Genomic DNA, 24,411 nt, shown 5'->3' with positions numbered 1-24,411 from the left:
CGTACCGACGGGGCCGGAGCCGCGATGGCTCCGGCCCCGTCGGCATCACTGTGCTGACGGCGTGACGGTGATCTGCTCGCGGTCCGACCGTTCCGTCGGGGCCTGCCCGCTCGGCGTTCCCGAACCGGTTGGCGCGGCCCCCTGCGGCGCCCGTCCCGGCGCGACCAGGAACGTCAGGTCCGTCTCGCGGGACCGGCTGGCGCGACGCGACGTGCTCCGCACCGGCAGCGCGTTCCTGGCCGACCGGCTGTGCCGGGCACCGGCCTGGTGTCGCCCGGCGCGACTGGTTCCCGGGCGTCCCTCCGGGCTCCGCACGGTCTCCGGGCCGGGAGTCGTCAGCGGGCGTCGGCGGGCGGCCTGCCTGGCGACCCGGTGCCGCGCGCGCCCGCTGCCGGTCTTCAGCCCGAGCGCGGGACGCTCCACCAGGTGCCAGGAGAGGGCGGCGAACAGCAGGGCGCCGAGCAGGCTCAGCACGATGTAACCGAGCATCCCGAACCGGGCGCCGCCGAACAGGGCGACCATCTGCTGTACCGGGAAGCCGTAGATGTAGATGCCGTAGGTGTAGTCGTTGCGACGGCTGATCGTGGACAGCCGCTTCGGCAGCGCTACCGCCGCGAAGAGCACGAGGTAGGCGAACGCCGGCAGGCCCACGGCGAAGAACCCGCCCAGCCACAGCGAGCCGACCAGCACGACACCGGCCAACACGGCAAGCTCGGAGGTCATCGGGACGCGGTGCGCGTACAGGCGTGCTGCGGCGCCGAGCAGGAAGAAGAAGCCGAGCATCAACGTCCAGTCCGCGGCGAACGACCCGATCAGCGGGAACGGCCCGATCGCGCCGTGCTGCGCGGGGCGGGAGGTCCAGGTCGGCGCGGCGAGGAAGTCCGCCAGGATCAGCGCGTAGCTGCCCACGGTCAGGACGAGCACCGCGCGCGGGGCGCGGTGCAACACCGAGGTCACCACGAGGATGCCGACGACCGCGTAGAGCGCCAGGTCGTACCGAAGGGTCCACAGTGACCCGTCGAACGCGCTCGGCCCGCCGACGATCTGCCCGTACGGGGTGTCGGCCAGCAGCCCGGAGATGGGGAACTGCTCCATCGAGGCGAGGATGTTCGTCGTGACGTAGTCGAACGGCCCTTCCGGGTGCCCCCAGAACCCGTCGAGGTTGCCGTTCTCGTAGAGCGCCGCCAGTGGGGCGAAGACGAAGGCGGTGACCAGCAGGCAGACCCACAGCCCCGGGAAGACCCGCAGGACGCGCGCACGGACGTACTGGCGCAGCGTGGAGCGCAGCGCGCTGTCGGTGATGAGGAAGCCGGAGATCAGGAAGAACCCGTACAGGCACATGGTGCCGAGGTCGCTCTGTCGGCCGAACGTCGCGGCCCCGACGTTCGCCTGGCCGAAGCCCAGCGGCCCGGCGTGCGCGATGATCACACCGCAGGCCATCGCCAGGCGCAGCACGCCGAAGGCGTTGTGCCGGGCCGAGTATCTGCCCTGCAGAGTCGGAGACCGCTGCCCGTTGAACCACGCCTGCACCTGACGACTCCTCTGATCACTGACCTGTTCGGACCGTCGGTGGGAACGCCACCGATCGATGTGCCAATTATCAGGCGGTAAAGGAGGTTTGTCCGGATATTCGGATGATTGTCCAAATCGGGAGGGCGTCACGGGACCGCTGCGGCCGTCCGGTGGCGCTGGGTGATGCGCGGGGTCGGCACACCCAGCAGCCCCGCCATCGCGGTGACGCACCGGTGCGCGGCCCGCCCGTCACCGAACGGCGAGCCGACCGCCGACCCGCGACCCGTGGCCAGGCGCCGGAGCGCTCCCGACAGCAGTCGCTCCGGATCGGTGCCGACCAGCTCGCCCCGGCCGGCCGCCAGCGCCTCCGGACGTTCCGTGGTGTCCCTGGTGACCAGCAACGGAACCCCCAGGGTGGCGGCCTCCTCCTGGAGCCCACCGGAGTCGGTGACGACCAGGTCGGCCACCCGGAGCAGCCCGACCATCTGCGGGTACGCCAGCGGCGGGGTGACGCGGGCGTTGGCGACGCCCGCGAGGCCCGCGGTGACCTCCGCGCTCAGGCGTGGGTTCGGGTGCGCGACCATCACGATCTGGAGGTCGGGGCGCCGTCGTGCCAGACGGCGGAGCCCGTCGATGGTGGCCGCCACCCCGTGCCCCCAGTGCTCCCGCCGGTGCGCGGTGGCCACCACCAGCCTTCGGGCCGGATCGATCCAGTCCGGCGGCCGGGCCACGCCCCTGTCGACGAGGTCCGCGAGCGCGTCCACGACGGTGTTGCCGGTCACCGCGATGGCGGAGGCGGGGATGCCCTCGCCGAGGAGGTTCACCCGGGCCGCCTCGGTGGGCGCCAGGTGCAGCGCCGCGATCCGGGCGAGCATCGCCCGGTTGGCCTCCTCCGGGAACGGCCGGTCCAGGTCGTTGGTCCGCAGGCCGGCCTCCAGGTGGACGATGGGTACGCGCCGCCAGAACGCGGCGGTCCCGCCGGCCAGGGCGGTCGTGGTGTCCCCCTGCACCACGACCGCCGCTGGACGGTGGTGTGTGAGCAGGTCGTCGATCCCCGTGATCAGGGCCGCCGCCAGCTCGGCGAGCGAGCCGGTGCGCCGTTGCGGGCGCAGGCTCACCTCCGGACGGAGGTCGAACGGGTCGAGTGCCTCGGCGACGCGTCCCGGCTGTTGGCCGGTGTCCGCCACCCGTACCGTGAACCTCGGATCGTCGAGGAGACGGCGGATCAGAGGCGCGGTCTTGACGCCCTCCGGCCTGGTGCCGGCCAGGATCAGGACCTCTCGCGTGGTCGACCTGCTCGCACACATGTCGGGTCAGCTCCCGGGTGCCGCGCGGCGACGCCGGTAGAGCGAGAACCCGCCGGTGGTGCCGGCCACGAGCGCGCCGATGCCGAGCGCGAGCGGCGCCCCGGCGAGCGGGATCACCGGGATGGGCGGCGCGACAGCGTTGACGCCGCAGCTCGACGTGCCGATGGTCACCCCGGCCAGCGCGCCGCCGAGCGCCGTGAGGTTCAGCGCGGTGACGGTGAGCTGGCCGACGTCCGAGCTGGTCTGGTCGTTGAGCGTCAGGTCGATGAGCCCCGGCACGCTCAGTCCGGTGTTCGGCGCCGGGTTCGCCGGCAGGTTCAGCAGCGTCGTCTCGATGCCCAGCAGGGTCGAGGTGATCCGGGCGTTGACCAGCGAGGTCGTGCCGGTCGCCGATGGGCTGCTGGTGGCCGTGCACGACGAGTAGATGGCATCGGCGACCAGGGCGATGGTGGCCAGACCGTTGGTGCCGAGGTTGAGGGTCACCGCGGCGCCGGGCGTGACCAGGCACGATCCGCCAGGGCCGATGGTCACCGTGCCGCCCACGCCGAGCACGCCGGCGCAGGCCGCCGAGGTGCCGTCGTTGAAGGCCCGGACGTTCTGGGCCAGTACCCCGGCGGTGATGACGGTCTGGCCGCCGAGCACGGCCAGTGGGGGATTCTGGTTGCCGGAGATCGACTCGGTGGTGCCGTCGTTGCTGGCCGACGCGGTGCCGGAGCTGGCGACACCACCACCGAGCAGGCTGATCTGGAGCGCGGACGCCGAGGACTGGGACGTGTCCGCCATGGCCGGGGAGGCCGCCAGGACGGCCAGGGCGAGGCCGCCGGCCAGCACCGCCGCGGTGCGGGCGAGGCCGGATCTAACTCGTGGCATAGATGTCTACTTTCTGACGTGGGCGATGGTGGGGCGGTCTGTGGTGGGGGTGGTCGGGTGGGTGAGGTGGCTCAGGTGCCGGGGTGGCCGGATGGACCGTGGCCCGTCGCCGCCTCGGCGGGGCCGCCGCGCCGGGAGCAGCCGGCGCGGCTGGGGCGGCTGGGGCGGCACGGTCGCCGTGCCGACGGAGGCTGACCGGGGTGCCGGCGTCGCGGTCACGGACGCCCGGCCGACGGCCCGGACCGGGGCCGACGGTGGCTGCGGGTCGGCGGCACGCGCTGTCTTCTGCCAGTCGGTACGGGCGGTCAGCATGCGGGCGAAGGCCAGCCAGACCGCCAGCGACTGGGCGTAGCTGTAGAGCCAGTGGCAGATGCCGAGCAGCAGGGCCTTGGACACCGACAGCTGCGGTTCGCACCGGGCCCGGTAGACGATGCCCCAGAGGGCGAACGGTCCGATGCCGAAGACGAGCACCAACGGGGGTACGCCCCAGCCGCCACTGTTCCACCAGCCCCGCAGGCCGCCGGCGGTGTTGTCGATGTAGTAGGTCAACACCACCAGGCAGGCGAGGTAGACAGGCGTGCCCAGCAGTTGGGTCCACGGCGCGGCCAGGAAGTGCGCGATCTCCAGCGTCGCGGAGTTGCGGATGCGCGAGGAGCGCAGCACCCGGCCGAGGTAGCGGCCACACTGCATCGATCCCTGGGCCCAGCGGGTGCGCTGGCGGACCAGCGGGCGGATCCGGGTCAGCGCCTCCTGGGCCACCCAGCTCTCCGCGCAGTACTCGGTGCGCCCGCCGGCCAGCAGGATGTGCAGTCCCAGCTCGAAATCCTCCAACAGCGCCCCGTGCCACGGCGTGCCGTGCTGCTCGGCGATCTCGTCGAGCAGCGACAGCCTGGTGAACTGCCCGTTGCCGCCCATGGCGACGCTGCCGGTACGCCGGCGCAGCGACTGCATGGCCGCGATCGGCGCGCGGAACTCCATGTCCTGCAGCCGGACCAGCAGTCGTCCCCACCGGCTGGTGGCTGTCGCCTGGGCGTAGCGGCGCGGCGCGCACTGGAGCATCCGCACCTCGACCTGTACGGCGCCGACGTCCGGAGTGCCGAAGTACTGCCGGCCGGCCAGGGCGACGGGGCCCTGCGGGTCGAGTCGGCTGTCCGCGTCCAGCACGCCGACGATCACCCGGGTGCGGTCCGCGTCGGCGGGCAGCCACTGCTCGATACGCCGCCAGGCGGCGTTGAGCGCGGCGCCCTTGCCCTGGCGCGCGTCCGGCAGTTGACGCCGGACCACGTGCACCCGTGGCTGGTCGGCGAAGGCCTCCAGCTCGGCCAGCGTGCCGTCGTCGGACGCGTCGTCGACGCACCAGACGGTCACCTGCGGGAAGTCGCAGAGCAGCCGCCGCACGGTCTCGCCGATGACCGACGCCTCGTTGCGGCAGGGCACGATGACGTGCCAGTCGAAGCCGTCCGGGCTGCCACCCCGACTACGCCCGCTCTTCAGGTGGAACACCAGGATGCTCAGCACGTACGCGCAGAAGCTGACGCACAGCAGGAACGCCGCCGTGTTGAGCAGCGCGAGCGACTGCGTCTCAGTGGACACCGGCGACCGCCCCACGGATCCGCTTGGTCCGACCGACCAGGACGACGAACAGGATGGTCACGGCGATCAGGCCGGCGGTGGTGATCACCGAGCCGATCAGCACGTGACTGCGTTCGTAGCCGAGCTGGAAGCCCCAGGTCTGCATCGACACCACCACCGCCGCGAGGCGGATCTGGTTCACGGTGACCAGCAGCACGACGGCCAGCGCCAGGGCGTTCAGTCCCCGGGACATCGAAATGCGCCGGAACCCGATCAGGGTCGACGCGAGCACGATCGGCGGGATCAGCAGCAGGGCGACCGAGCAGCCGCTGGAGACCATGAAGCCGACCCAGCGCTCGTCGAGCGGGAAGATGACGGCGGCGCCGATCGACTTCGTGTCCGCCAGGCCGGCGGCCCTGACGAGCTGGGCGTTCAGCCACGCCTCGCCGCTGGCGATGTCGTGCCAGCGCCACAGTGTCACCACGGCGACGGCGACGCCGATCAGGCCGCCCGCGCAGGCGCGCAGCCAGGACCCACGGCGGGATCCGGTCATCGCTCGCGACCCAGCATGGCGACGAGCCACAACGCCACGCCCAGCACGACCAGTCCGACGCCGACCAGCAGCCAGGACTGGATGGCGACCCCGGTGGCGGCGAGGCCGCCGCCGATGTGTGGCCCCTTGGTAGGTACTCCGTACATGCCCACTCCCTCGTCAACTCGAAGGTCAGGATGGCACCGCCAAATCGGTCAAAAAGGATAAAAGAGCATAGAGACCCTAAAGAGTGATTAAATGCCCCCGAGGGTGGGAAGGCCGGCGCGGTTTCCCTTGCCCCACAACAGGTTCCGGCGTTTCCGACAGTGGTGCGGAGGTGGTCGAGATGGTGGTCGGTACCCCCAGCCGGGTGGTCCCGCCGACGTCCCGGTGGCGGTCGATGGCGGGCTGGAAGAAGGCGGGCATCGCCCTGCTCGTCCTGCTCGCCGTGCTCTGCGCGGGCCTGGTCGCGGCCGGCTTCGGCCTCAAGCACCGGTACGAGAGCCGGGTGCAGCGCCAGGACATCCTCGGACCGGGCACCGGCCCGCGCGACGAGCGGCGGTGGGAGTCGGGCCCGCTCAACCTCCTGTTGCTGGGGTCGGACTCCCGCGACGGCGAGCCGGACCAGGGCCGCTACCCGGGGCAACGGTCGGACACGATCATGCTGGTGCACGTGAACGCCGCGCGCGACGGCGCCACTGTCGTCTCCATCCCCCGGGACAGCTACGTCGACGTGCCGGCGGCGGGGGAGGCCTGGGCCGGCGGACCGAACAAGATCAACGCGGCGTTCGCGTTCGGCGGCCCCGCGTTGGCCGCCGAGACGGTCGCCAAGCTCACCGGCCTGCCCCTCGACGGCGTGCTGGTGGCGAACTTCGCCGCCGTACGCAAGCTCGTGGACGCCGTGGAGGGCGTCACCGTCTGCCTGCCGTACACCGTCACGTCCTCGGACACCGGCGTGACCTGGCCGGTCGGATGCCACAACCTGGACGGCAAGGCGGCCGACGACCTGATGCGGCAGCGGCACGGCGTGCCCGGCGGTGACTTCGGGCGGATCCACGACCAGCAGTTGGTGGTGCGCGCCATCGCCGAGCGGGTCACCGCGACGAGCCTGCTCACCAGCCCGACCCGGCTCGACCGGGTGCTCACCACGGCGGCCGAGTCGCTGATCGTCGACCGCGACCTGAACCTGACCGACCTCGCCCTCGCGCTGCGACGGGTGAAGCCCGAGTCGGTGCAGTTCGTCACCGTCCCGTTCAGCGACCCCAACCTGCAGACCCCGGCCGGGTCGGCGGTGCGACTGGACGAGGCGCGGGCCCCGGCGCTCTTCGCCGCGCTGCGCGAGGACCGCGTGGCGCAGTGGCTCGCCGCGAACCCGCAGACGCCACCGGCCAACTAGCCGGCCACCCCGCCCGCCGTCGCGGCGGCGGTGGCCGACGGTCACCGCACCCGGGGCGGAGACGATAGTGAGCGGTATACCTCAGAGGCATGAACATGCCTCTGAGGTATACCGCTTCACGGAGCACGGCCGCCCCGATCGGGGCCGAGGACTCCCGGCTAGCGCGACCGCCGCCAGTACCGGCACGTCCAGTCCACCTGGTGCAACTCGTCGACGATGCCGTGCTCCGCACGGAAGTCGTCGACGGCCTGCTTGCAGCCGCGCACCGCGTGGTAGTCGTCGATGATGACGTACCCGCCGACGGACAGCTTCGGGTAGAGCGAGCGCAGCGCGACCATCGTGGAGTCGTAGAGGTCGCCGTCGAGACGCATCACCGCGACCCGCTCCACCGGAGCGTCCGGCAGGGTGTCCTCGAACCAACCCTTGAGGAAACGCACCCGGTCGTCGAGCAGCCCGTACCGCTCGAAGTTCGCCCTCACCTGCTCCAACGACACCGCCAGGAAGGGCTGCTGCCAGAGCGCGTCCTCGACATCCTCGACCCGCCGCGGGTCCGGCTTCGGCAGGCCGCGGAACGAGTCGGCGACCCACACGGTGCGGTCCCGGTCGCCGTACGCGCGCAGCATCCCGCGCATGAAGATCGTCGCGCCACCCCGCCAGACACCGGTTTCGATCAGGTCGCCGGGCACGCCCCGGTCCAGCACGTCGGCGATGCACCGCTCCAGGTTGTCCAGCCGGCGTAGGCCGATCATGGTCTCCGCCTCCGGCGGCCAGTCCCGGCCGGTGGCCCGTGCCTCCGCGTCGAACGGGAACCGGAGCACCAGCTCCAGTCCCCTGCGTTGCAGCAGGTGCCGGCCGCGCTGGTAGAGCCGGCCGTGCAGGGACCCCTGGCGGGGCTGGTAGGGCATCCACGTCTCGCGGAAGACGTACCTGGTCAGCGCCTTCTTCAGCAGGTCGCAGTAGAGCGCGCGAGGGTCGTCGAGCGTCGGCTTCGACGCCTGCGCGGGCACCAACATCTCACTCATCGGCAGTTTCTCCTTGTCAGTGTCGGGTGTGGTCAGGGGGCGCCGGCCGGCCCGTCAGGCCCAGCGGTCGGTGTCACCGACGGCCACCGCCCGGCGCAGGACGATGGATCCGGTGGACGGTCGTTCCACGCTCGGGCGTCCGGCGGCCAGGAGTTCCTGGCCGAATACCGGCCAGCGGTCCGCCAGCGGGGCCGCCGGGGCGTCCGGCGACGGCTCCGGTACGGCGGCCGCCGACGGTGTCCGCTCGGGTCGGGCCAACGGTCTTCCGAGCGCGCCCACCACGGCGGGGGCGCCCCAGACCGGCGCGGCGGGAGCGGACGGTTCACCGGGCGTCGGCGCCTGCTCGGATGGCTCCGGTACGTCCCGCACCGCCGGGTTCTGCTCGGTGATCGCGTCCTCGAGCCGGGTCGGCTGCGCCGGCGCCTCGGCGGCGGGCACGACGCCGACCGGCTCCGGGACCGCCTGCCGCTGCGCCGTCGGCTCCTGCGTGACCGGCTTGCGCTCCACCGCCGTACCCTCGACGGTCCTGCCCCTTCCGGCCGGCTCGCCGGAACCCTGCCGGCGGTGCCGGCCCGGCGTCCCGGAGTTGTCCTCGATCAGGGCGCTGACCAGCTCCCGGATGACCGCGCCCTGGGCGCTCGCCTTGGTCGGCAGCACCACTGTGTCAGCGGCCAGGCCCGGCGTCGGGGCCGGGTGCCCGCCGTCCGGCCGGTGGTCGGTCCGGGACACCGCGCCGATCACCACGACACCGGCCAGCGGCAACCCGAGCCGTTGCACGAGCCGGGCCGCCCGGGTGCTGTCGTCGAGGTCCGTCCGACCGGCCCGGACGACCAGCAGCACACCGTCCGCGTGCTGCGCGAACGCCGCGATCTCCCGTCCCGCCAGGATCGGCGGCGCGTGCACCAGCACGCAGTCCTCGTCCTCGCCGAGGGCGTTGAGCAGCCCACCCAGCTCGTGCAGGGCCTCCGTGTCGGCGCCCTCGCGCGGCTCTGCCGGCAACACGGTCAGGGTGGGGAAGTCGGCCAGGCGCACCGGCGGGCACTGCTGGGTCAACACCTGCTGCCAGGTGTGCGGCGCCTCCGGGAAGTGGCCGGACAGCACCGGGTCGCGCACCGCCCCGTCGACGAGCGTGGCCCGGCAGTGCTCGTCGGCCAGGCCGAGACCGAGCAGGGCGGTCACCAACGCCTTGCCGTCGTCGTCGTGGGCGCTGGTGACCAGCAGCCGTCGACGCGGCAGCGGGGCGGTGAGCACACTGAGCGTCGAGATCGCGGCGCGGACGGCGTCGGCGACGTCGGTGCGGGCGTACAGCGCGGCGGCGTGGTGGCGGGCGAAGCGGCGCGGCAACTTCGGCAGCACACCGACGACCGGCAGGCCCAGGCGCGCCTCGATCTGGCCGACGGCGCGCAGGCGACTGTCGAACCGATCGCGCAGCATCGTCGCGCCCCAGCCGGCCAGGAGCCCGGCCAGCGCGCCGAGCACGCCGTTCAGCAGCGGCTTCGGGAAGGCCGGCAGGGCCGGTGGGCTGGCGGTGTCGAGCACCCGGGCGTTGATGCTCGTCGAACCACCCATGTCCAGCCGGCCGAGCTGCTGGCTGACCGCGCGCGAGGCCGCGTTCGCTATCGCGGCGGCCTGCGTGCCGGTGGCGGCGCTGGCGTGCACGGTGATGATCTGGAGACCGAGCTCGTACTCGCCGCTGACGTGACCGAGCACCGCCCTCTCCGGCAGGCCCAGGGCCCGCGCCGCGTCGAGCGCGACCTCCCGGGACCCGACCAGCCGGGCGATCGTCGGCGTGAGGTTCTGGGCGAGAGCCAGGTCCGCCGGCCGGTCGTCGGCCGTCTGCTCCGCGCTGACCAGCACGGAGGCCTCCGCCTCGTACCGGGCCGGTAGCAGCTGGGTCACCCCCTGGGCGGCGGCCAGGCCCGCGCACAGGCCGAGCAGTGGTACGCCCACCCGGCGCCACGAGACACCGAGCAGCCCTTTGACATCTATCGACGCGCTCATCAGGTGATCGCCTCTCTGGTTGGTTGCCCGGTGTCGACGGGCGGTGTGCGGGTGGACCCGGTCGGGGACAGCAGCCCACGCCAGGTCGTGCAGAGGGTGTCGGCGACGCGGTCCCAGCCGAACTCGGCGCCGGCCCGGCGCAGCCCCCGGTTGGCCAGCTCACCGGCGAGAGCGGGATCGTCGCGCAGCCGCGCCAGGCGGTCGGCCAGCGCGGAGACGTCGCCGGCCGGGAAGACCAGACCGGCCTCGCCCACCACGTACGGGATCTCGCCGACGTCGCTGCCCACGACGGGTACGCCGCACGCCATCGCCTCCACCAGCACCCGGCCGAACTGCTCGCGCAGCGGGATGCCGATCCACGGCACCGTGTTGCGCTGCACCACCTCGACCGACGGCATCGCCAGCACGTCCATCGCGTTGAGCAGCGCGGGCAACTCGTCGTGCCCGGCCCAGCCGTGCCGGTGCACCCGGCCGGGCCGGCGCGCGGCGGCGCGCTCGATCTCACCGGTCAGGCTGCCGTCGCCGACCAGCGCCACGTCACAGTCGATCAACTCGGCCGCGCGCAGCAGGTCGACGACGCCCTTGTGCGGCTCGAACCGGCCGACGAAGCCGACGGTGAAGGGGTGGGCGGCCGGCTCGGTGGGCAGCGGGCGGAAGATCCGGGTGTCGACGCCGAGCGGCACTATCGTCGCCGGACCCCGGTAGCCCTTGATCCGCAGCACGTTCAGCGCCGCGGGCGTGATCGGGAAGGCGTGGTTGACGGACAGGTACGACTGCCGCTCGATCCGGGGGAACGGCACCGGGAACCGGGTGACCACGTTCTGCGCGGCGTACAACGTGGTGGGCACCCCGGCCCAGCACCGCTGCCGCAGCCGCAGGGCCTGCCAGGTGGTGAGGTACGCCGCCTCCCCGATGACGTGCAGGATGTCGGGTCGGGCGGTGGTCACGTCGTGGTTGCCGGGCAACCGGAACAGCACCGAGGCCATGTGCCCGGTCAGCGACTCACCGAGCAGGTGCCCGACGATGTGGTACCGCAGCCGGGGGTGCCGTCGGGCCAGCCGGGCCAACTCGCGTCGCGTTCCCGGGGACACGTCCGCGGCGAGCACGCTGAGCGTGACGTCGGGCTGCTCACACAGGACGTCGAACAGGTCGGTCCAGTGTTCGGTGCGCTTGCCGACGACAGTGGTCAGGACGTGCATCACGCTTCTCCTCTCGTCTCGATGGGGTTGACGGCGATCCGGCCGACGCGGGTCCAGGCCCGCAACCGTGCCGTCCCGGCCCGGGGTTGCAGTGGCATCCGCACCCCGGCCAGTCCGATACCGATCAGCGCGCGCAGCAGCACCGCTCCGCGTACGGCCCGCAGGGTGCCGGCGCGGTGGCGGGCGAAGAACCGCAGCATGCTGCGGTACAGGTGGGGCCAGATCCAGGTCGGGTCGGAGCTGCTCGCGCCGCCGGTGTGCACCGCGGTCACGGTCGGCACGTACAGCACCCCGGCCCCCCGCCGGGTGGCCTGGAGGCACAGCTCCTCGTCCTCGTAGTACAGGAAGTAGCCCTCGTCGAGGCCGCCGACGGCCTCGAGCACCTCCCGGCGTACCGCCAGGCAGGCGCCGGACACCCAGTCCACAGTCACCGGCCGCGCGCCCCGCACACAGGCGTCGTACGCCGCCCGGCGCTGCCGTCCGCCGAACAGCCGGCGGAGCGCGACCGGCACCAACGCCCCACCGAACCGACTGGCCAGCACGGTCGCCAGCGACTCGAACCGGTGGGCGCTGATCGCGACCCGGCCGTGCGCGTCGATCAGGCGCGGGCCGACGATGCCCACCGAGTCGCGGCTGCGCAGCACCCGGACCAGCTCCGCCACGGTGCCGGGGGCGACCACGCAGTCCGGGTTGACCAGCAGGACGACGTCGGTGTCGACGCCGGCCGCGGCCCGGTTCACCGCGCTGGCGAACCCGCTGTTCGTCGCGCTGGCGAGGACCGTCACCTCCGGGAAGTAGCGCCGCACGAGCGCGACGGTGCCGTCGGTGGAGGCGTTGTCCACCAGCCGCACCGGTACCCCCGCCCGGCGCAGCGCGTGCAGGTTGGCCACTATCTGTCCCGCCGAGTTGTGCGTGACCACGATGGCGGTGGCGTCGGCGGGGCTCACGCGGTGACTCCCGACGCGACCGGGGCGAGCGGCGGCGCGGACCGCGCGAGTCGCCGCCGCCGGGCCCGTCCGTGGTGCGCGGTGAGCAGTGTCAGCGCCGGCAGGAGGCCCAGCTCCCAGTGCCCGTCGGTGGGCGCCGCGAAGAGGGCGGCGGCCAGGAACCCGCAGGACAGCGCCGCGAGCGGCAGCGCGATCCCGTCCCGGTCGCCCAGGCCGACGCGGACACTGCGCACTATCGGCCAGAGGACGAACAGCAGACCGACCAGACCGAGGTTGGCGAGCACCGTGACGTAGAAGGCGTGGTACACCGGACCGACGTCGGTGAACGTGAAGCCGGACAGGTAGATGTCCCTGGTGGTCTGCCCGAGCCCGGCGCCGACGAGTGGTTGGTCGGCGAAGACGCTCAGGCCGACGGCGGACTCGACCCCCCGGTAGCCGGCGGACTGCTCGAACCCCTTGGTGACCTCGCCGGCGCGCTCGCGTACCCCCGGTTGCAGGGCCAGCACCGCCGCCACCGCGACCGCCGCCGCGGCGGTGGCGGCCAGGCCGGCGCGGACCGTGCGGCCGCCGCGGACCAGCATGATCAGCACGGTGAGCGCCGCCGCGAGCCAGATTCCCCGGTACGACGCGAGGAGCACGTCGACGGCGAAGAACCCACCGAGCAGCAGGACGCCGACCCGCCGCCACCCCGCCAGCCTCCCGGCGAGCCAGATCAGCGCCGGAATCGCCATGAGGGTGATCAGCCCGCCGTGCCGCCCCGGCGCGGCCACCGAGATGGCGCTGAAGACGCCGGCCAGGGCCACGTAGAGAATGCCGGCGGAGATGATCCGGCGGGGCGTGGTCAGGGTGTGGGTGGCGACGAAGAAGTACACCGGGATCGTGGCCACCTGGTACGCGGCGACCAGCACCTCCGCCGGAAGGTTCCCGACGGCCAGGCCGTAGGCCGCCGCCACCACCGTCACCCCGATCAGGCTGAGCATCCCCAGGTCGGCGGCGGTACGTCGGCCCGGCGTCTCCACCCGCAACCAGTGCCGTACGGCGAGCGCGGCGCCGCCGGCGGCCAGCAGCAGCACCTTCACCGCGATGTATCCGCGCACGTCGCCGCCGCTGAGCAGGACCCCGACGACGGCCCCGCCGATGATGCCCACCGGCAGCACGGTCCACGGCCAGAGCAGGAACACGCCCCAACTCAGCACCCCGACGCTGGCGGCCAGGCCGACCGGTCCGGGCAGCAGGGTGACCACTGTGACCACGGCCCCCAGGCCGCCGCCGGTGAGCAGCACCGTGGGCGCGACGATCGGCACTCTCATCGCGGCAACCCCGCCAACAGGGTGCGGAGCTGGACGCCCCGGGCCGACCAGCTGTTGCGGCTGGCCAGCTCCCGGCGGCGGGCCGCCTCCTCGGGCGCGTCGGCACGGTCCAGCGCGTCGGCCAGCGCCGCGCCGAACGCCTGCGGGTCGCCAGCGAGGGCGATGGTGCCGGCCAGCGGCCGCAGCGCCGGCAGCGGCGTCGCGACGACGGGCTTTCCGAGGGCCAGGTACTCGTAGCACTTCTTCGGGTGCACGTAGTCGACCAGACCGCCGACCCGGTACGGGATGATGGTGACGTCGCAGGCCCGCAGGATGCCCGGCACGTCCGCGAACGCCACGGCGTCGAGCACCGTCACGTTGGACAGGCCGGCCAGCGGAGCGCGGCCGGTCCGGGTGGACGGGCCGATCAGCAGGAACGTCCATCCGGGGTGCGCCCGCGCCACCTCGGCGACCAGGTCCGCGTCGAAGGCCCGGGTGTCGATCGCCCCGCTGTAGCCGATCACCGGCCGGCGCTGCCCGAGCAGCCAGGGCGCGACCGGACCGTCCGGGGCGAAACGCTCCGGGTCGCAGCCGTTGGGCAGCACCACCGGGGCCGGGTCGCAGGCGGGCATCCGTTCCGGCAGCGCGGCGGAGGAGGCGAGCACCAGATCGGCGGCGCCGACCGCGCGGCGCAGCGCCGCGCGCAGGTGCCAACGGTTCCACCGCCGGGTGAACGTCCAGTCCAGGTCGGTCGCGTCGTAGACGACGGCGGACGCGCCCAGCCGGCCGGCGACCGGCGCGGCCAGGTCCTCGTCCAGCCACAGCAGTCGTACCGTGGCGGCCTGCCGCCGCAACCAGCGGCGCAGCAGGAGCGCCGCGAACCAGCGGTTGGCCCGGTTGGCCGGCGGCAGGTGCCTGCCGAACGGCAGCAGCGCCGGTCCGGAGCACTGCCACAGGCCGTCGGCGACCTGCCGGACCCGGACCCGCCAACGGGGGCGGTGTCCGGGCGGGTCGACGAAGAGCACCCGGTGATCGACTGTCAGTTCACGGGCCAGCGCGTGCTGCCGGTGCGCCCCGCCCGCCCACGGGGTGCCGCTGAGGACGACCACCCACTGCCGGTCGTCGGTGGACGCGACGGGCGTGGGCGCCACCTCGACGAGAGCGCCGCGCTCAGCCACGGCCGGACCGTTCCATCGGCCGCGTCGCCGCGGCGGGCAGCACCTCGTCCTCGCCGAGGCGGCCGAGCACCGGGCGGGCGCGCTCGTCGTCGAGGCGCAGCAGACGGGCGCCGGCGTGCCGGTCCAGCCAGCCGCGCAGGACACCGGCCGCGATCCGCCGGTTGATCCAGTTGACCAGCGGCACGATGTCGCCCAGGGGCAGCGCGGTCGGCACGACGGCGTGCCAGGCGGTGGAGCCGATCGGGGTCAGCGCGCACCGCCACCGGGGCCGCCGCCCCGGCGGGTCGACGAAGAGCAACCGCTGCCGGGGCGTCAACTGCCCGAGCACCGCCGAGTGCGCGTCGACCGACCACCGGGTGCGGCTGAACAGCACCACCCAGTCGCGGGTGTCGCCGTCGGGCAGCGGGCCGACGTCGCCGCGCAGCGCGGCGAGCAGGTCGCCCAGACCCAGCTGTACGGATCGGCCGAAGAGCCGCTTGACCAGGTGGTCACCGAGCAGGGCGGCCCGGAACAGCGCCAACCGGTGCCGGGGTTGGGTGACCCGCAGGTAGCCCACCAGGCTGCCCAGCAGGTGTCGGTAGCGGATGGTCGGCCCGAGCAGCCGGCAGGACGCGCCCCGACTGTGCGTCACCACCGCGTCCGGGATCATCCACAGCTCGTGCCCGGCCTGGTCGAGCTGGCGGGCGAGGATCGCGTCGTTCCAGTAGACGGGGAAGGTCTCGTCGAAGATGGTCTGCTGGCCGAGCACGCTGCGCCGCAGCAGCATGCAGCTGCCGGAGGCGAGCCGGCGGGGGCGGCTGAAGTCCGCGCCGCGCATCTGGAACCGGTGCAGCGCCTGGCGGAACACGGGCAGCCGGCGCAGCGCGGTGACCAGCGCGATGGTGGCGGCGAAGTTCGGCTGTTGCACGTAGTGCTGCTGGAAGGTGCCGTCCGGGTTCAGGTAGAGCGGGCTGACCCCGGCGACGTCCGGCCGCTCCCGCAGGTGGCCGACCATCCGGTTCAGCGCGCCCGGGTGGAACCGGACGTCGCTGTTGAGCAGGAGGATCAGCTCCCCGTTCGCCCGGCGGTACGCCTGGTTCACCGCGGCGGCGAAGCCGGTGTTGTGGTGGTTGCGGATCAGCCGGACCCGGGGTTGGTCGGCGAGCATGTCGGCCGAACCGTCGGACGAGCCGTTGTCCACGGCCACCACCTCGTACTCCAGGTCCGGGTCGGCGGTCGCGGCGAGCGACTCCAGGCACTGCCGGGTCTGCTCGCGGGTGTTCCAGCTGACCAGCAGCACCGACAGCAGCGGAGCGCCCATCACGACACGGCCCGGTCGTCGCGGCGGGCGAAGACCCGCAGCAGGTCGCCGAGCCGGGGGTGGGTCATCCGGGGTGAGCCGCTGGCGGCCAGGTCGGCCACCAGCAGGTCGCGCGCGTTGCGCAGCCGCGCCGCCGGACGCCAGTAGAACCGGGAGAAGACCGTGTCGTGCGAGATCACCCGGAAGCCGGACTCGACGAGCATGCGGCTGAGCGTCTGCGGGGTGAAGTGCCAGCGGTGGTATTCGGGGGCGATCGCCGGCCAGGTGACGCCGAGTCGGTGGGCGGCGGCGGAGGCGATGTTGGGGACTTCGAGGGCGAGCCAGCCGCCGGGGGTGAGGGTGGTGTGGGCGGCGTGCAGGAAGGCGCGGGGGTCTTCGACGTGTTCGAGGACGTGGAAGGCGCAGATGGTGTCGGCGGTGAGGGTGGGTGCGACGGTTTCGAAGTAGCCCTGGTGCACGGGCATGTTGAGGTGGTCGCGGGCGAAGGTGGCGGCGGCGTGGCTGACTTCGATGCCGGTGGCGGTGATGCCGGCGTGGTGGGCGGCTTCGAGGAAGTAGCCGCCGGCGCAGCCGGCTTCGAGCAGTGTGGTGGGGCGGACGGTGGACAGCAGCCACCGCAACCGCCGCTTGGCCTCGAACCGGCGTTGCCCCGCCGAGGCGAAGTAGTCCTGGTAGCCGTCGGTGGTGTAGTACGCCTCGTCGTACAGCTCCTCCGGTGCCGGGGCGCTGCCGGCGGTCCAGACGAAGCCACAGTCCGGGCAGCTCCACAGCAGGTCGCCGAGGGTCGGCGAGTGCCCGCCGGCACGACCGCAGAGCTGGCAGCGGACCAGCTCGATCTCGTCGAGTTTCATCAGGTGCTCCGTCCGGTTCGGGCTACCCGGGCGATCACCCGGAGTAGGTCGCCGCGCCGTGGGTGGGTCAACCGCGGTGAGCGGAGCCCGATCAGGTCGGCGGGCAGGAGGTGTCGGGCGTGCCGCAGTCGGTAGCCGAGCGGCATGTAGTAGCGGAAGACGGCGGTGTCCTGCCGGACCACCTCGAAGCCGGCGTCGGTCACCAGCCGGGCCAGGCTGCCGGGGGTGAAGTGCCAACGGTGGTAGCGCGGTTGCAGACCCGGCCAGGTGACGCCGAGTCGGTGGGCGGCGGCGGAGGCGATGTTGGGGACTTCGAGGGCGAGCCAGCCGCCGGGGGTGAGGGTGGTGTGGGCGGCGTGCAGGAAGGCGCGGGGGTCTTCGACGTGTTCGAGGACGTGGAAGGCGCAGATGGTGTCGGCGGTGAGGGTGGGTGCGACGGTTTCGAAGTAGCCCTGGTGCACGGGCATGTTGAGGTGGTCGCGGGCGAAGGTGGCGGCGGCGTGGCTGACTTCGATGCCGGTGGCGGTGATGCCGGCGTGGTGGGCGGCTTCGAGGAAGTAGCCGCCGGCGCAGCCGGCTTCGAGCAGTGTGGTGGGGCGGACGGTGGACAGCAGCCACCGCAACCGCCGCCCGGCCTCGAACCGGCGGGGCGCGGACCGGAAGTAGTCGTCGTAGCCACCGGCGGCGAAGTAGTCCTCGTCGTAGCGACCGTCCTCCTCTGCCTGTTCCTGGGTCGTCCAGGTGAAACCGCAGCCGTCGCAGCGGCGCAGCAGCCCGCCGAGTCGCGGCCGGTGGGCCGGCCGGGGCCCGCACACGAGGCAGTGCGTGGTGCGGTGATCGACGCTCATCGCCGGGCACCTCCGGTCGGTGAGAGCACCGTCGCCGGCGCGCGCAGCAACCGGTGCAGCCGCATCCGGTCGCTCGCCCCCAGATGCCCGCCGACAGCCAGCAGCGTGCCGGCCACGAGCACCGTCAGGCCGGCCCGGCTGGTCACGGCGAGGGCGGCATCCAGCCGTCCCGGCCCGTCCGGCAGGTACCGGCTGGCCGCCGCCGTGACCACCCCGGCCGCGACCGCCGCCGCGAGCGGCGGCCAGCTCGCCCGGACCAGCGGGGTCAGCGGCCGGGCCGTGGCGGTGTGGAAGTACGCCAGGAAGTAGCCGGTGCTGAGCACCACCGCCAGCGCTGTCGAGAGTGGTACGCCGAGCGGCCCGCAGAGCAGCAGCATCGGCACGGTGAGGGCCAGGTTGAGCACGACGGAGAGCAGCACGTAGCGCGTCTCCAGCCCGGGGCGGCCCTCGGCGCGCGCCACGATCGTCGCCGCCCCGGTGATCAGGTTGAGGGCGTACGCGGGCGCGAGGATCACGATGTTCGCCGCGGCCCACGGCACCTGGTGACCCAGCCAGAGTCGGACCAGCGGGTCGGCGCTGACCATCAGGGCAGCGGTGGCCGGGGCGAGGAACAGCGCCAGGTAGCGGGTGGTGGTCAGGTAGAACCGGTCCAGCCAACCGTTGCCCCGGGCCACGGTGCGGGCGACGGCGGCGGGGAACAGCACGATGAGCGCGAAGCCCGGGGGGAGGCGGAGCAGGTTGAGCAGGCGGGTGCCGAGGTCGAAGCCGCCGGCGACGGCGGGCCCGAAGGCCCCACCGAGGACCAGCCTGTCCAGCTCCACGTTGACCATGCCGGCGCCACTGGAGACCTGCACCCGCAGGCCGTAGCCGCCGATCCGGCGGATGTCGCCCAGGTCCGTCCGGCCCCAGCGGGGGGAGAGGTCCGGGCACCGGCGGTGGGTGGTCGCGGCAAGCAGCAGCGTACGGATCGCCCCGGTGGCCGCGGCGCAGGCGGCCAGCGCCACCAGGCCGCCGCCGAGGCGTACCACCACGATGGCCAGCGCGGCCCCGAGAATCGCGGTGCCGGCGCTGATCGCGGCGAGTGAGCCGTACCGCTGACCGCCTTCGAGCACGGCCCGCCACGGCAACTCGACGCCGCCGGCCACCAGCCCGACGACCAGCCATAGGGTGGCGTGCCATGCCTCGTCGGCCCGGTCGCCGAGGCGTAGCAGCCCGGCGAGCCACGGCCAGCACGCGCCGAGCGCCGAGACCGTGAGCAGGCCCAGCAGTCCGGCCCAGCCGAGCCCGAGCCCGAGCAGGCGCCGCACCAGATCCCGGTCGGCCGCGTTCTCGGCCCGGGCCACCTCGCGGACCAGCGCGGAGCCGAGCCCGAGGTCGATCAGTGCGGCCATCGCCAGCAGGCCGGTCAGCACGACCCAGATGCCGAACTCCCGGGGCCCCAGACCCTGGTAGACGACAGGCACCGAGACCAACCCGGCCACCGCCATGATCACCCGTGCGGCGAGCATGCTGGCGGTGTTGCGGGTGACCCGGGTCTCGACAGCGGTGGCGGCACTACCCACGGGGGAAACCTCGGAACAGCTCGACGACGGTGAGCAGCAGCAGGGCCAGGTCGACCCGCATCGAGCGGCAGTTGAGGTAGAGCAGGTCGCAGCGGAGCTTGTCCTCGACGGTGGCGGCGTAACCGCCGGTGAGCTGGGCGATGCCGGTCAGTCCGGGCCGGATCAGGTGCCGCAGGTCGTAGTGCGGCAGCCGGTCGAAGCCGGCGATGAACTCGGGGCGCTCCGGGCGGGGGCCGACCAGGCTCATGTCGCCGCGCACCACGTTCCACAACTGGGGCAGCTCGTCCAACCGGGAGCGTCGCAGCCAGCGCCCGACGCGGGTGATCCGGACATCGTCCGGACGGGCCAGGACCGGACCGGTGGCCTGTTCGGCGCCGACCCGCATGGTCCGGAACTTGACCACCCGGAACAGCCGGCCGCCCGCCCCGACCCGGTCCTGGAGGTAGAACGGTGGACCGGTGAACGACACGACGGCGGCGATCACCGCGATCAGCGGGATCACCACCGCCGCGCTGAGCAGGATCATGCTGAGGTCGAAGAGCCTCTTCAGCCGCTCGCCCCGTGGTCGGGCGGCGGACCGGAGCCGGATCCAGGGCAGCCCACCGAAGCGGGCCATGGCGGGCGCCCGCAGCAGGCCGTAGACGGGCCGCGCCAGCACCAGGATCTCGACGCCGGCGCTGAGGCAGCCGGTGATGATGCGGTCGTCGACGCTCTCCAGCGAGTGCTTGAGCAGCAGCAGCCGGGGGCGGACGCGGGCCAGCAGCCGGGTGAAGTCCTCCGCGCAGGCCGGCACCGGGAGCCGGGCGACCACCTCGAACTCTTCCGCGAGCCGATCCGGCACGGTGCCGGTGTCGTTCGGTTCGAGCACGACGACACGTGCCCGCCGGCCCTGCGGGTGCGACCGGCTGGGCCGTTGGCGTACGGCGAGGAAGTCCGGTAGCCCCGGCGGGATGTCCGGCACCGGTCGCGCCTGCCTCGGCGTCGTGTTGACGTCGGCGGCGCTGGCGGGGTCCGGTGGGGGAACCGCGCCCGCGGTGATGGGACCCGGTGTCTCTCGCAACGCGCGGACCTCCTCCTCCGTCAGGTGCGGGCATGCGGGCGAGCAGCCCGGGAGTACGTTAATCACCCCAAACACCCCAACAGCCCCATATCGGTTAAAATGGGACTTAAGGCAGCGAACCTCTCGTAACTCCACGTCGCGTTGAGCGAAAAGTCCAATTAGGTGGCGTTTGGTGGGTTACCGTCGGGCCCGGCCGTCTGGATGCCACGGCGGGCCGACAGTCCGGTCGTTCCAAGGAGGCCACATGGACCTGCCAGTACCTGCCGCCGGCGCGGCGCCGCCGACAGACCTCATGCCCCGGCGCGTCCTGGTGACCGGAGGCGCCGGTTTCGTCGGCAGCCACGTGGTCGCCCGACTGATGCTGATGGGCACCCAGGTGCGGGTGCTCGACAACTTCTCCACCGGCCGGATCGAGAACCTGGCCGACGCGGCGTACGGCGGCCTGACCGAGGCGGACGTCGTCTCGGGCGACATCCGTACGCCGGAGGGTGTCGAGGTCATCCACCAGTGGCAGCCGGACGTGGTGGTGCACCTCGCCGCGCAGCCGAGCGTGCCCGCGGCCCGCCGGTCACCCCTGTACGACGCCGACGTCAACGTCTTCGGCACCGTCAACGTGTTGGACGCCTGCGTCCGCAGCGGTGTGCGGCTGGTGCTCAACGCGGCCAGCAGCGCCATCTTCGGCGGTGTCGCCGCCCACGAGCTGCCGGTGCGCGAGGACCACCCGATCTCCCCGGTGAGCCCGTACGGCATCAGCAAGGCCGTCGGCGTGCACTACCTGGACTGGTACGGCCGCCAGCACGGTCTGTCGTACACCTCGATGGTGTTCGGCAACGTCTATGGGCCGCGGCAGGAGGGTGGCGACTGTGGCGTGGTGTCCCTGATGGCCGACGCGCTGCTCGCCGGTCGCCAGGTGGTCATTCACGACGACGGCACGCAGACCCGCGACTTCGTTCACGTCAGCGACGTCGCCGAGGCGGTGGCGGTGGCCTGCCACCACAACGGGGTGGGAATGGTCAACATCGGCTCCGGTCGGCAGACGAGCGTCAACGAGGTGTACGACACCGTCCGGGAGGCGTCCGGCGTCGGCACCGCGGCGCGGTACGAGCCGCTGCCCTGGCCCGGCGAGATCCGGCACATGGCGCTGGACATCCGCAAGGCGCGGGAGCTGCTCGGCTGGTATCCGAAGGTGGGCTTCACCGAGGGCGTACGGATGACGGTGCGCGACGCCCGCCGCCGCCGGGCCGGTGGCCAGATCCTGTCGCCGGCGCGGGCGCTGGAGGGCGCGCTGAGTCGTTGACGCCCTTCCGCGCGTAATTCCCGTCATCTGATCGCAGATTTCATCGATCAGTCCGACTCTTGCGGTCCGCTATCCACTGCTGCCACGATGACCGTCAATGCCTTCCGTCCCGAAGGAGTGGTCGTCATGGCGGTCTCCCGCCGCAGGTTCGTCACGTCGGTGCTGGCCGGGTCCGCCCTCGCCACCGCCTCCACCACCGAACTGCTCACCACGCTGGGCAGCCCCGCGCACGCCGCCAGCCCTCCCGGGGATGTGGTCGGCAAGGTGACGGTGGGCTACCAGGGCTGGTTCAGCGCGCCCGGCGACGGGGCGCCGATCGGCGGGTGGTGGCACTGGAGCCGGGACCGGTTCCAGCCCCCGTCGCCGGCCAACACCACCATCGTGTCCTGGCCGGACATGCGCGAGTACACCCGCAGCTACCCCACCGCGTACCCCAACCTCGGCAACGGCCAGCCGGCCACCCTCTTCTCCTCCTACGACCAGCAGACGGTCGACACCCACTTCCGGTGGATGCAGGAGTATGGGTGCGACACCGCAGCCCTGCAACGGTTCAACCCGATGGGCGACGAGGGCCCGACCCGCGACGCGATGGCCCAGAAGGTGCGCTCCGCCGCCGAGCGCTTCAACCGCAAGTTCTACATCATGTACGACGTCACCGACTGGTTGAGCTTCCAGTCGGAGATCAAGACCGACTGGACGACGAAGATGTCCGCGCACGTGGCGTCGTCCGCGTACGCCCGGCAGAACGGCAAGCCGGTCGTCTGCATCTGGGGGTTCGGCTTCAGCGAGCCGAGCCGGCCCTTCACCCCCGGGCCGTGCCTGGAGGTCATCAACTGGTTCAAGGCGCAGGGCTGCTACGTCATCGGCGGCGTGCCCACCTGGTGGCGGCAGGGCATCGAGGACTCCCGCCCCGGCTTCCTCGACGTCTACCACGCGTTCCACGCGATCTCGCCGTGGATGGTCTACCGGGCCCGGACCGTCGAGGAGTTGGACTCGTACTACACGAACGTCAACGTCGGCGACATGGCCGACTGCGCGGCGCGCGGCATCGACTACCTGCCCTGCGTGATGCCCGGCGACCTGGCCGGCGGGCACCGCAGGCACGGTGACTTCTACTGGCGGCACATCTACAACATGGTCAGGCTCGGCTCGCAGGGCCTCTACGTGTCCATGTTCGACGAGTACAACGAGGGCAACCAGATCGCCAAGACCTCCGAGACGCAGGCCACCACCCCGGCCGGGGCGAACATCCGGGCGCTCGACGAGGACGGCGTGGCCTGCTCCGCCGACTACTACCTGCGGATCACCGCCGACGGCGGCCGGATGCTCAAGGGCCAGCTCGCCCTCACCGCGACACGACCCACCCCGCCCACCCTCGGCACCCCACCCCCGACCGGCGGCGACCTCGCGGCCGGCCGGTCCACCTCGGCCAGCAGCCAGAACGGCCCGTTCGCGGCCTCGAACGCGGTGGACTCCGACGCCGGCAGCTACTGGGAGAGCGGCGGCGGCGCGTTCCCGCACTGGTGGCAGGTCGACCTCGGCGCCAGCCACCTGGTCAACAAGCTCGTGCTGCGGCTGCCCGCCGGCTGGGGCGCGCGTACCCAGACCATCACCGTGCTGGGCAGCGTCGACGGCAGCTCCTTCTCGACAATCGCCGGGGCCTCGCCGTTCGTCTTCGACCCGGCGACCGGCAACACCGTGACCCGCACGCTGACGACCAGCACGGCCCGCCACATCCGGCTGAGCATCGCCGGCAACACCGGCTGGCCGGCGGGCCAGCTCGCCAAGGTCGAGGTGTACGCGGGAAGCACCGTCCCGGACAACCCGCCGACCGCGCCGAGCGGCCTCACCGTGACCGGTAGGACGTCGACGAGTGTGTCCCTGTCCTGGACGGCGTCCACCGACGACACCGGGGTCACCGGCTACCAGGTGCGCCAGGGTGGCACCGTGGTCGCCACCGTCACCGGCACCACGGCGACGGTGGGCGGGCTGAACCCGTCCACCGCGTACACCTTCACGGTCGTCGCCCGCGACGCCGCCGGCAACACCTCCGGCGCGTCCAACGCGGTCACCGCCACCACCGACGCGGCGGCCAACACCGACCTGGCCCGGGGGCGGTCGACCAGCGCGAGCAGCCATGTGCAGAGCTACGCCTCCGGCAACGTGGTCGACGGTGACGCGAACAGCTACTGGGAGAGCGCCAACAACGCGTTCCCGCAGTGGGTCCAGGTCGACCTGGGGTCCTCGCGCGCTGTCGGCCGGGTGGTGCTGAAGCTGCCGCCGTCCAGCGCCTGGGGCGCTCGCACGCAGACGCTGTCGGTGCTGGGCAGCACCGACGGGTCGAGCTTCGGCACCCTCGTCGGCTCGGCGGGGCGGACGTTCGACCCGGCCACCGGCAACCAGGTGAGCCTCGCGCTCACCGCCGCGCAGGCGCGCTACGTGCGCGTCACGGTCACCGGCAACACCGGCTGGCCCGCCGGCCAAATGTCCGCACTGGAGGTCTACCAGAGCTGACCCGCCGCTCACCGTCACATGATCAACTCGCTTTCATGGAAGCCGGGGCATCCGAGCGCGATTGATGCCCCGACTTCCGTGAACTCGTGTTGATCTCGGCGGCCGGGCGGGCCGGGCGGTCGCGGGCCTGCGGTGGTCCGCATATCCGGCGGGC

General features: G+C 72.8%; 20 protein-coding genes. 3 read left to right on the top strand and 17 right to left on the bottom strand.

The window, feature by feature from the left end; all coding sequences use genetic code 11:
• Nucleotides 1-45: 45 nt before the first annotated feature.
• From O7634_RS27430 to O7634_RS27405, 6 genes are all read right to left on the bottom strand, one after another.
• The gene (locus tag O7634_RS27430) at nt 46-1,530 is read right to left on the bottom strand and encodes an acyltransferase (protein ID WP_278153008.1); all 1,485 of its coding nucleotides are present in this window, start codon (nt 1,528-1,530) and stop codon (nt 46-48) included.
• Between the two features lie 128 nt (nt 1,531-1,658).
• Complete coding sequence (gene wecB / locus O7634_RS27425) at nt 1,659-2,819, bottom strand: UDP-N-acetylglucosamine 2-epimerase (non-hydrolyzing) (RefSeq protein WP_278153007.1); 1,161 nt, start codon at nt 2,817-2,819, stop codon at nt 1,659-1,661.
• A 6-nt stretch (nt 2,820-2,825) separates the two neighbouring features.
• On the bottom strand, nt 2,826-3,689 hold the full coding sequence (locus O7634_RS27420; RefSeq protein ID WP_278153006.1) for a choice-of-anchor P family protein: 864 nt from the start codon (nt 3,687-3,689) through the stop codon (nt 2,826-2,828).
• Between the two features lie 6 nt (nt 3,690-3,695).
• Nucleotides 3,696-5,282 carry a glycosyltransferase gene (locus O7634_RS27415; RefSeq protein WP_278153005.1) on the bottom strand — a complete coding sequence of 529 codons (1,587 nt, stop codon included), beginning with the start codon at nt 5,280-5,282 and terminating at the stop codon, nt 3,696-3,698.
• Nucleotides 5,272-5,814, bottom strand: a complete 543-nt coding sequence (locus tag O7634_RS27410; protein ID WP_278153004.1) for a hypothetical protein — start codon at nt 5,812-5,814, stop codon at nt 5,272-5,274. The genes O7634_RS27415 and O7634_RS27410 overlap by 11 nt, the downstream gene beginning before the upstream one ends.
• Nucleotides 5,811-5,960, bottom strand: coding sequence for a peptidase (locus O7634_RS27405; RefSeq protein ID WP_157563444.1), 150 nt, complete (start codon nt 5,958-5,960; stop codon nt 5,811-5,813). Before O7634_RS27405 ends, O7634_RS27410 begins: the two co-directional genes overlap by 4 nt.
• 179 nt (nt 5,961-6,139) lie before the next feature.
• Between O7634_RS27405 and O7634_RS27400 the strand changes: the two genes are divergently transcribed.
• Nucleotides 6,140-7,189 (top strand): LCP family protein, encoded by a 1,050-nt coding sequence (locus O7634_RS27400; protein ID WP_278153003.1) that lies wholly within the window; start codon nt 6,140-6,142, stop codon nt 7,187-7,189.
• A gap of 158 nt (nt 7,190-7,347) precedes the next feature.
• Here the strand turns inward: O7634_RS27400 and O7634_RS27395 are convergent, their stop codons facing one another.
• From O7634_RS27395 to O7634_RS27345, 11 genes are read right to left on the bottom strand one after another with little or no spacing between them, the layout of a single operon-like run.
• Nucleotides 7,348-8,211 (bottom strand): TylF/MycF family methyltransferase, encoded by an 864-nt coding sequence (locus O7634_RS27395; RefSeq protein ID WP_278153002.1) that lies wholly within the window; start codon nt 8,209-8,211, stop codon nt 7,348-7,350.
• 54 nt (nt 8,212-8,265) lie between these two features.
• A complete protein-coding gene (locus tag O7634_RS27390) occupies nt 8,266-10,212 on the bottom strand; it encodes a hypothetical protein (RefSeq protein ID WP_278153001.1) in 1,947 nt (648 codons plus the stop codon).
• Nucleotides 10,212-11,411: a glycosyltransferase family 4 protein gene (locus O7634_RS27385; protein ID WP_278153000.1), complete on the bottom strand. Its 1,200-nt coding sequence runs from the start codon at nt 11,409-11,411 to the stop codon at nt 10,212-10,214. The genes O7634_RS27390 and O7634_RS27385 overlap by 1 nt, the downstream gene beginning before the upstream one ends.
• Entirely contained in the window at nt 11,411-12,358 is a 948-nt protein-coding gene (locus O7634_RS27380; RefSeq protein ID WP_278152999.1) for a glycosyltransferase family 2 protein, read from the bottom strand. Before O7634_RS27380 ends, O7634_RS27385 begins: the two co-directional genes overlap by 1 nt.
• Nucleotides 12,355-13,668, bottom strand: coding sequence for an O-antigen ligase family protein (locus O7634_RS27375; RefSeq protein WP_278152998.1), 1,314 nt, complete (start codon nt 13,666-13,668; stop codon nt 12,355-12,357). Before O7634_RS27375 ends, O7634_RS27380 begins: the two co-directional genes overlap by 4 nt.
• Nucleotides 13,665-14,825 (bottom strand): glycosyltransferase, encoded by a 1,161-nt coding sequence (locus tag O7634_RS27370; protein WP_278152997.1) that lies wholly within the window; start codon nt 14,823-14,825, stop codon nt 13,665-13,667. The genes O7634_RS27375 and O7634_RS27370 overlap by 4 nt, the downstream gene beginning before the upstream one ends.
• Nucleotides 14,818-16,125: a glycosyltransferase family 2 protein gene (locus tag O7634_RS27365; RefSeq protein WP_278152996.1), complete on the bottom strand. Its 1,308-nt coding sequence runs from the start codon at nt 16,123-16,125 to the stop codon at nt 14,818-14,820. The genes O7634_RS27370 and O7634_RS27365 overlap by 8 nt, the downstream gene beginning before the upstream one ends.
• The gene (locus O7634_RS27360; RefSeq protein ID WP_278152995.1) at nt 16,125-16,976 is read right to left on the bottom strand and encodes a class I SAM-dependent methyltransferase; all 852 of its coding nucleotides are present in this window, start codon (nt 16,974-16,976) and stop codon (nt 16,125-16,127) included. Before O7634_RS27360 ends, O7634_RS27365 begins: the two co-directional genes overlap by 1 nt.
• Nucleotides 16,976-17,824 (bottom strand): class I SAM-dependent methyltransferase, encoded by an 849-nt coding sequence (locus O7634_RS27355; RefSeq protein WP_278152994.1) that lies wholly within the window; start codon nt 17,822-17,824, stop codon nt 16,976-16,978. Before O7634_RS27355 ends, O7634_RS27360 begins: the two co-directional genes overlap by 1 nt.
• Nucleotides 17,821-19,386 (bottom strand): oligosaccharide flippase family protein, encoded by a 1,566-nt coding sequence (locus tag O7634_RS27350; RefSeq protein ID WP_278152993.1) that lies wholly within the window; start codon nt 19,384-19,386, stop codon nt 17,821-17,823. Before O7634_RS27350 ends, O7634_RS27355 begins: the two co-directional genes overlap by 4 nt.
• Nucleotides 19,379-20,446, bottom strand: coding sequence for a sugar transferase (locus O7634_RS27345; protein ID WP_278152992.1), 1,068 nt, complete (start codon nt 20,444-20,446; stop codon nt 19,379-19,381). Before O7634_RS27345 ends, O7634_RS27350 begins: the two co-directional genes overlap by 8 nt.
• Nucleotides 20,447-20,690: 244 nt before the next feature.
• On the opposite strand from O7634_RS27345, the gene O7634_RS27340 reads away from it, so the two are divergent.
• Together O7634_RS27340 and O7634_RS27335 are read left to right on the top strand one after the other, a co-directional pair.
• Nucleotides 20,691-21,743: an NAD-dependent epimerase/dehydratase family protein gene (locus tag O7634_RS27340; RefSeq protein ID WP_278152991.1), complete on the top strand. Its 1,053-nt coding sequence runs from the start codon at nt 20,691-20,693 to the stop codon at nt 21,741-21,743.
• Between the two features lie 126 nt (nt 21,744-21,869).
• Nucleotides 21,870-24,257 carry a discoidin domain-containing protein gene (locus O7634_RS27335; RefSeq protein WP_278152990.1) on the top strand — a complete coding sequence of 796 codons (2,388 nt, stop codon included), beginning with the start codon at nt 21,870-21,872 and terminating at the stop codon, nt 24,255-24,257.
• Nucleotides 24,258-24,411: the final 154 nt, after the last annotated feature.

The sequence above is a fragment of the Micromonospora sp. WMMD1120 genome (genome assembly GCF_029626235.1).
In the GTDB taxonomy this organism is placed as follows: domain Bacteria; phylum Actinomycetota; class Actinomycetes; order Mycobacteriales; family Micromonosporaceae; genus Micromonospora.
The sequence above is the reverse complement of the archived record's forward strand: the minus strand, read 5'-3'. Positions and strand labels throughout refer to the sequence as shown.

What these genes read in the sequence shown, in the direction of transcription:
- wecB (WP_278153007.1), bottom strand. Translation starts at nt 2,819, where the DNA reads ATGTGTGCGAGCAGGTCGACCACGCGAGAGGTCCTGATCCTGGCCGGC.
- O7634_RS27420 (WP_278153006.1), bottom strand. Translation starts at nt 3,689, where the DNA reads ATGCCACGAGTTAGATCCGGCCTCGCCCGCACCGCGGCGGTGCTGGCC.
- O7634_RS27410 (WP_278153004.1), bottom strand. Translation starts at nt 5,814, where the DNA reads ATGACCGGATCCCGCCGTGGGTCCTGGCTGCGCGCCTGCGCGGGCGGC.
- O7634_RS27405 (WP_157563444.1), bottom strand. Translation starts at nt 5,960, where the DNA reads ATGTACGGAGTACCTACCAAGGGGCCACACATCGGCGGCGGCCTCGCC.
- O7634_RS27400 (WP_278153003.1), top strand. Translation starts at nt 6,140, where the DNA reads ATGGTGGTCGGTACCCCCAGCCGGGTGGTCCCGCCGACGTCCCGGTGG.
- O7634_RS27395 (WP_278153002.1), bottom strand. Translation starts at nt 8,211, where the DNA reads ATGAGTGAGATGTTGGTGCCCGCGCAGGCGTCGAAGCCGACGCTCGAC.
- O7634_RS27390 (WP_278153001.1), bottom strand. Translation starts at nt 10,212, where the DNA reads ATGAGCGCGTCGATAGATGTCAAAGGGCTGCTCGGTGTCTCGTGGCGC.
- O7634_RS27385 (WP_278153000.1), bottom strand. Translation starts at nt 11,411, where the DNA reads ATGCACGTCCTGACCACTGTCGTCGGCAAGCGCACCGAACACTGGACC.
- O7634_RS27375 (WP_278152998.1), bottom strand. Translation starts at nt 13,668, where the DNA reads ATGAGAGTGCCGATCGTCGCGCCCACGGTGCTGCTCACCGGCGGCGGC.
- O7634_RS27365 (WP_278152996.1), bottom strand. Translation starts at nt 16,125, where the DNA reads ATGGGCGCTCCGCTGCTGTCGGTGCTGCTGGTCAGCTGGAACACCCGC.
- O7634_RS27360 (WP_278152995.1), bottom strand. Translation starts at nt 16,976, where the DNA reads ATGAAACTCGACGAGATCGAGCTGGTCCGCTGCCAGCTCTGCGGTCGT.
- O7634_RS27355 (WP_278152994.1), bottom strand. Translation starts at nt 17,824, where the DNA reads ATGAGCGTCGATCACCGCACCACGCACTGCCTCGTGTGCGGGCCCCGG.
- O7634_RS27340 (WP_278152991.1), top strand. Translation starts at nt 20,691, where the DNA reads ATGGACCTGCCAGTACCTGCCGCCGGCGCGGCGCCGCCGACAGACCTC.
- O7634_RS27335 (WP_278152990.1), top strand. Translation starts at nt 21,870, where the DNA reads ATGGCGGTCTCCCGCCGCAGGTTCGTCACGTCGGTGCTGGCCGGGTCC.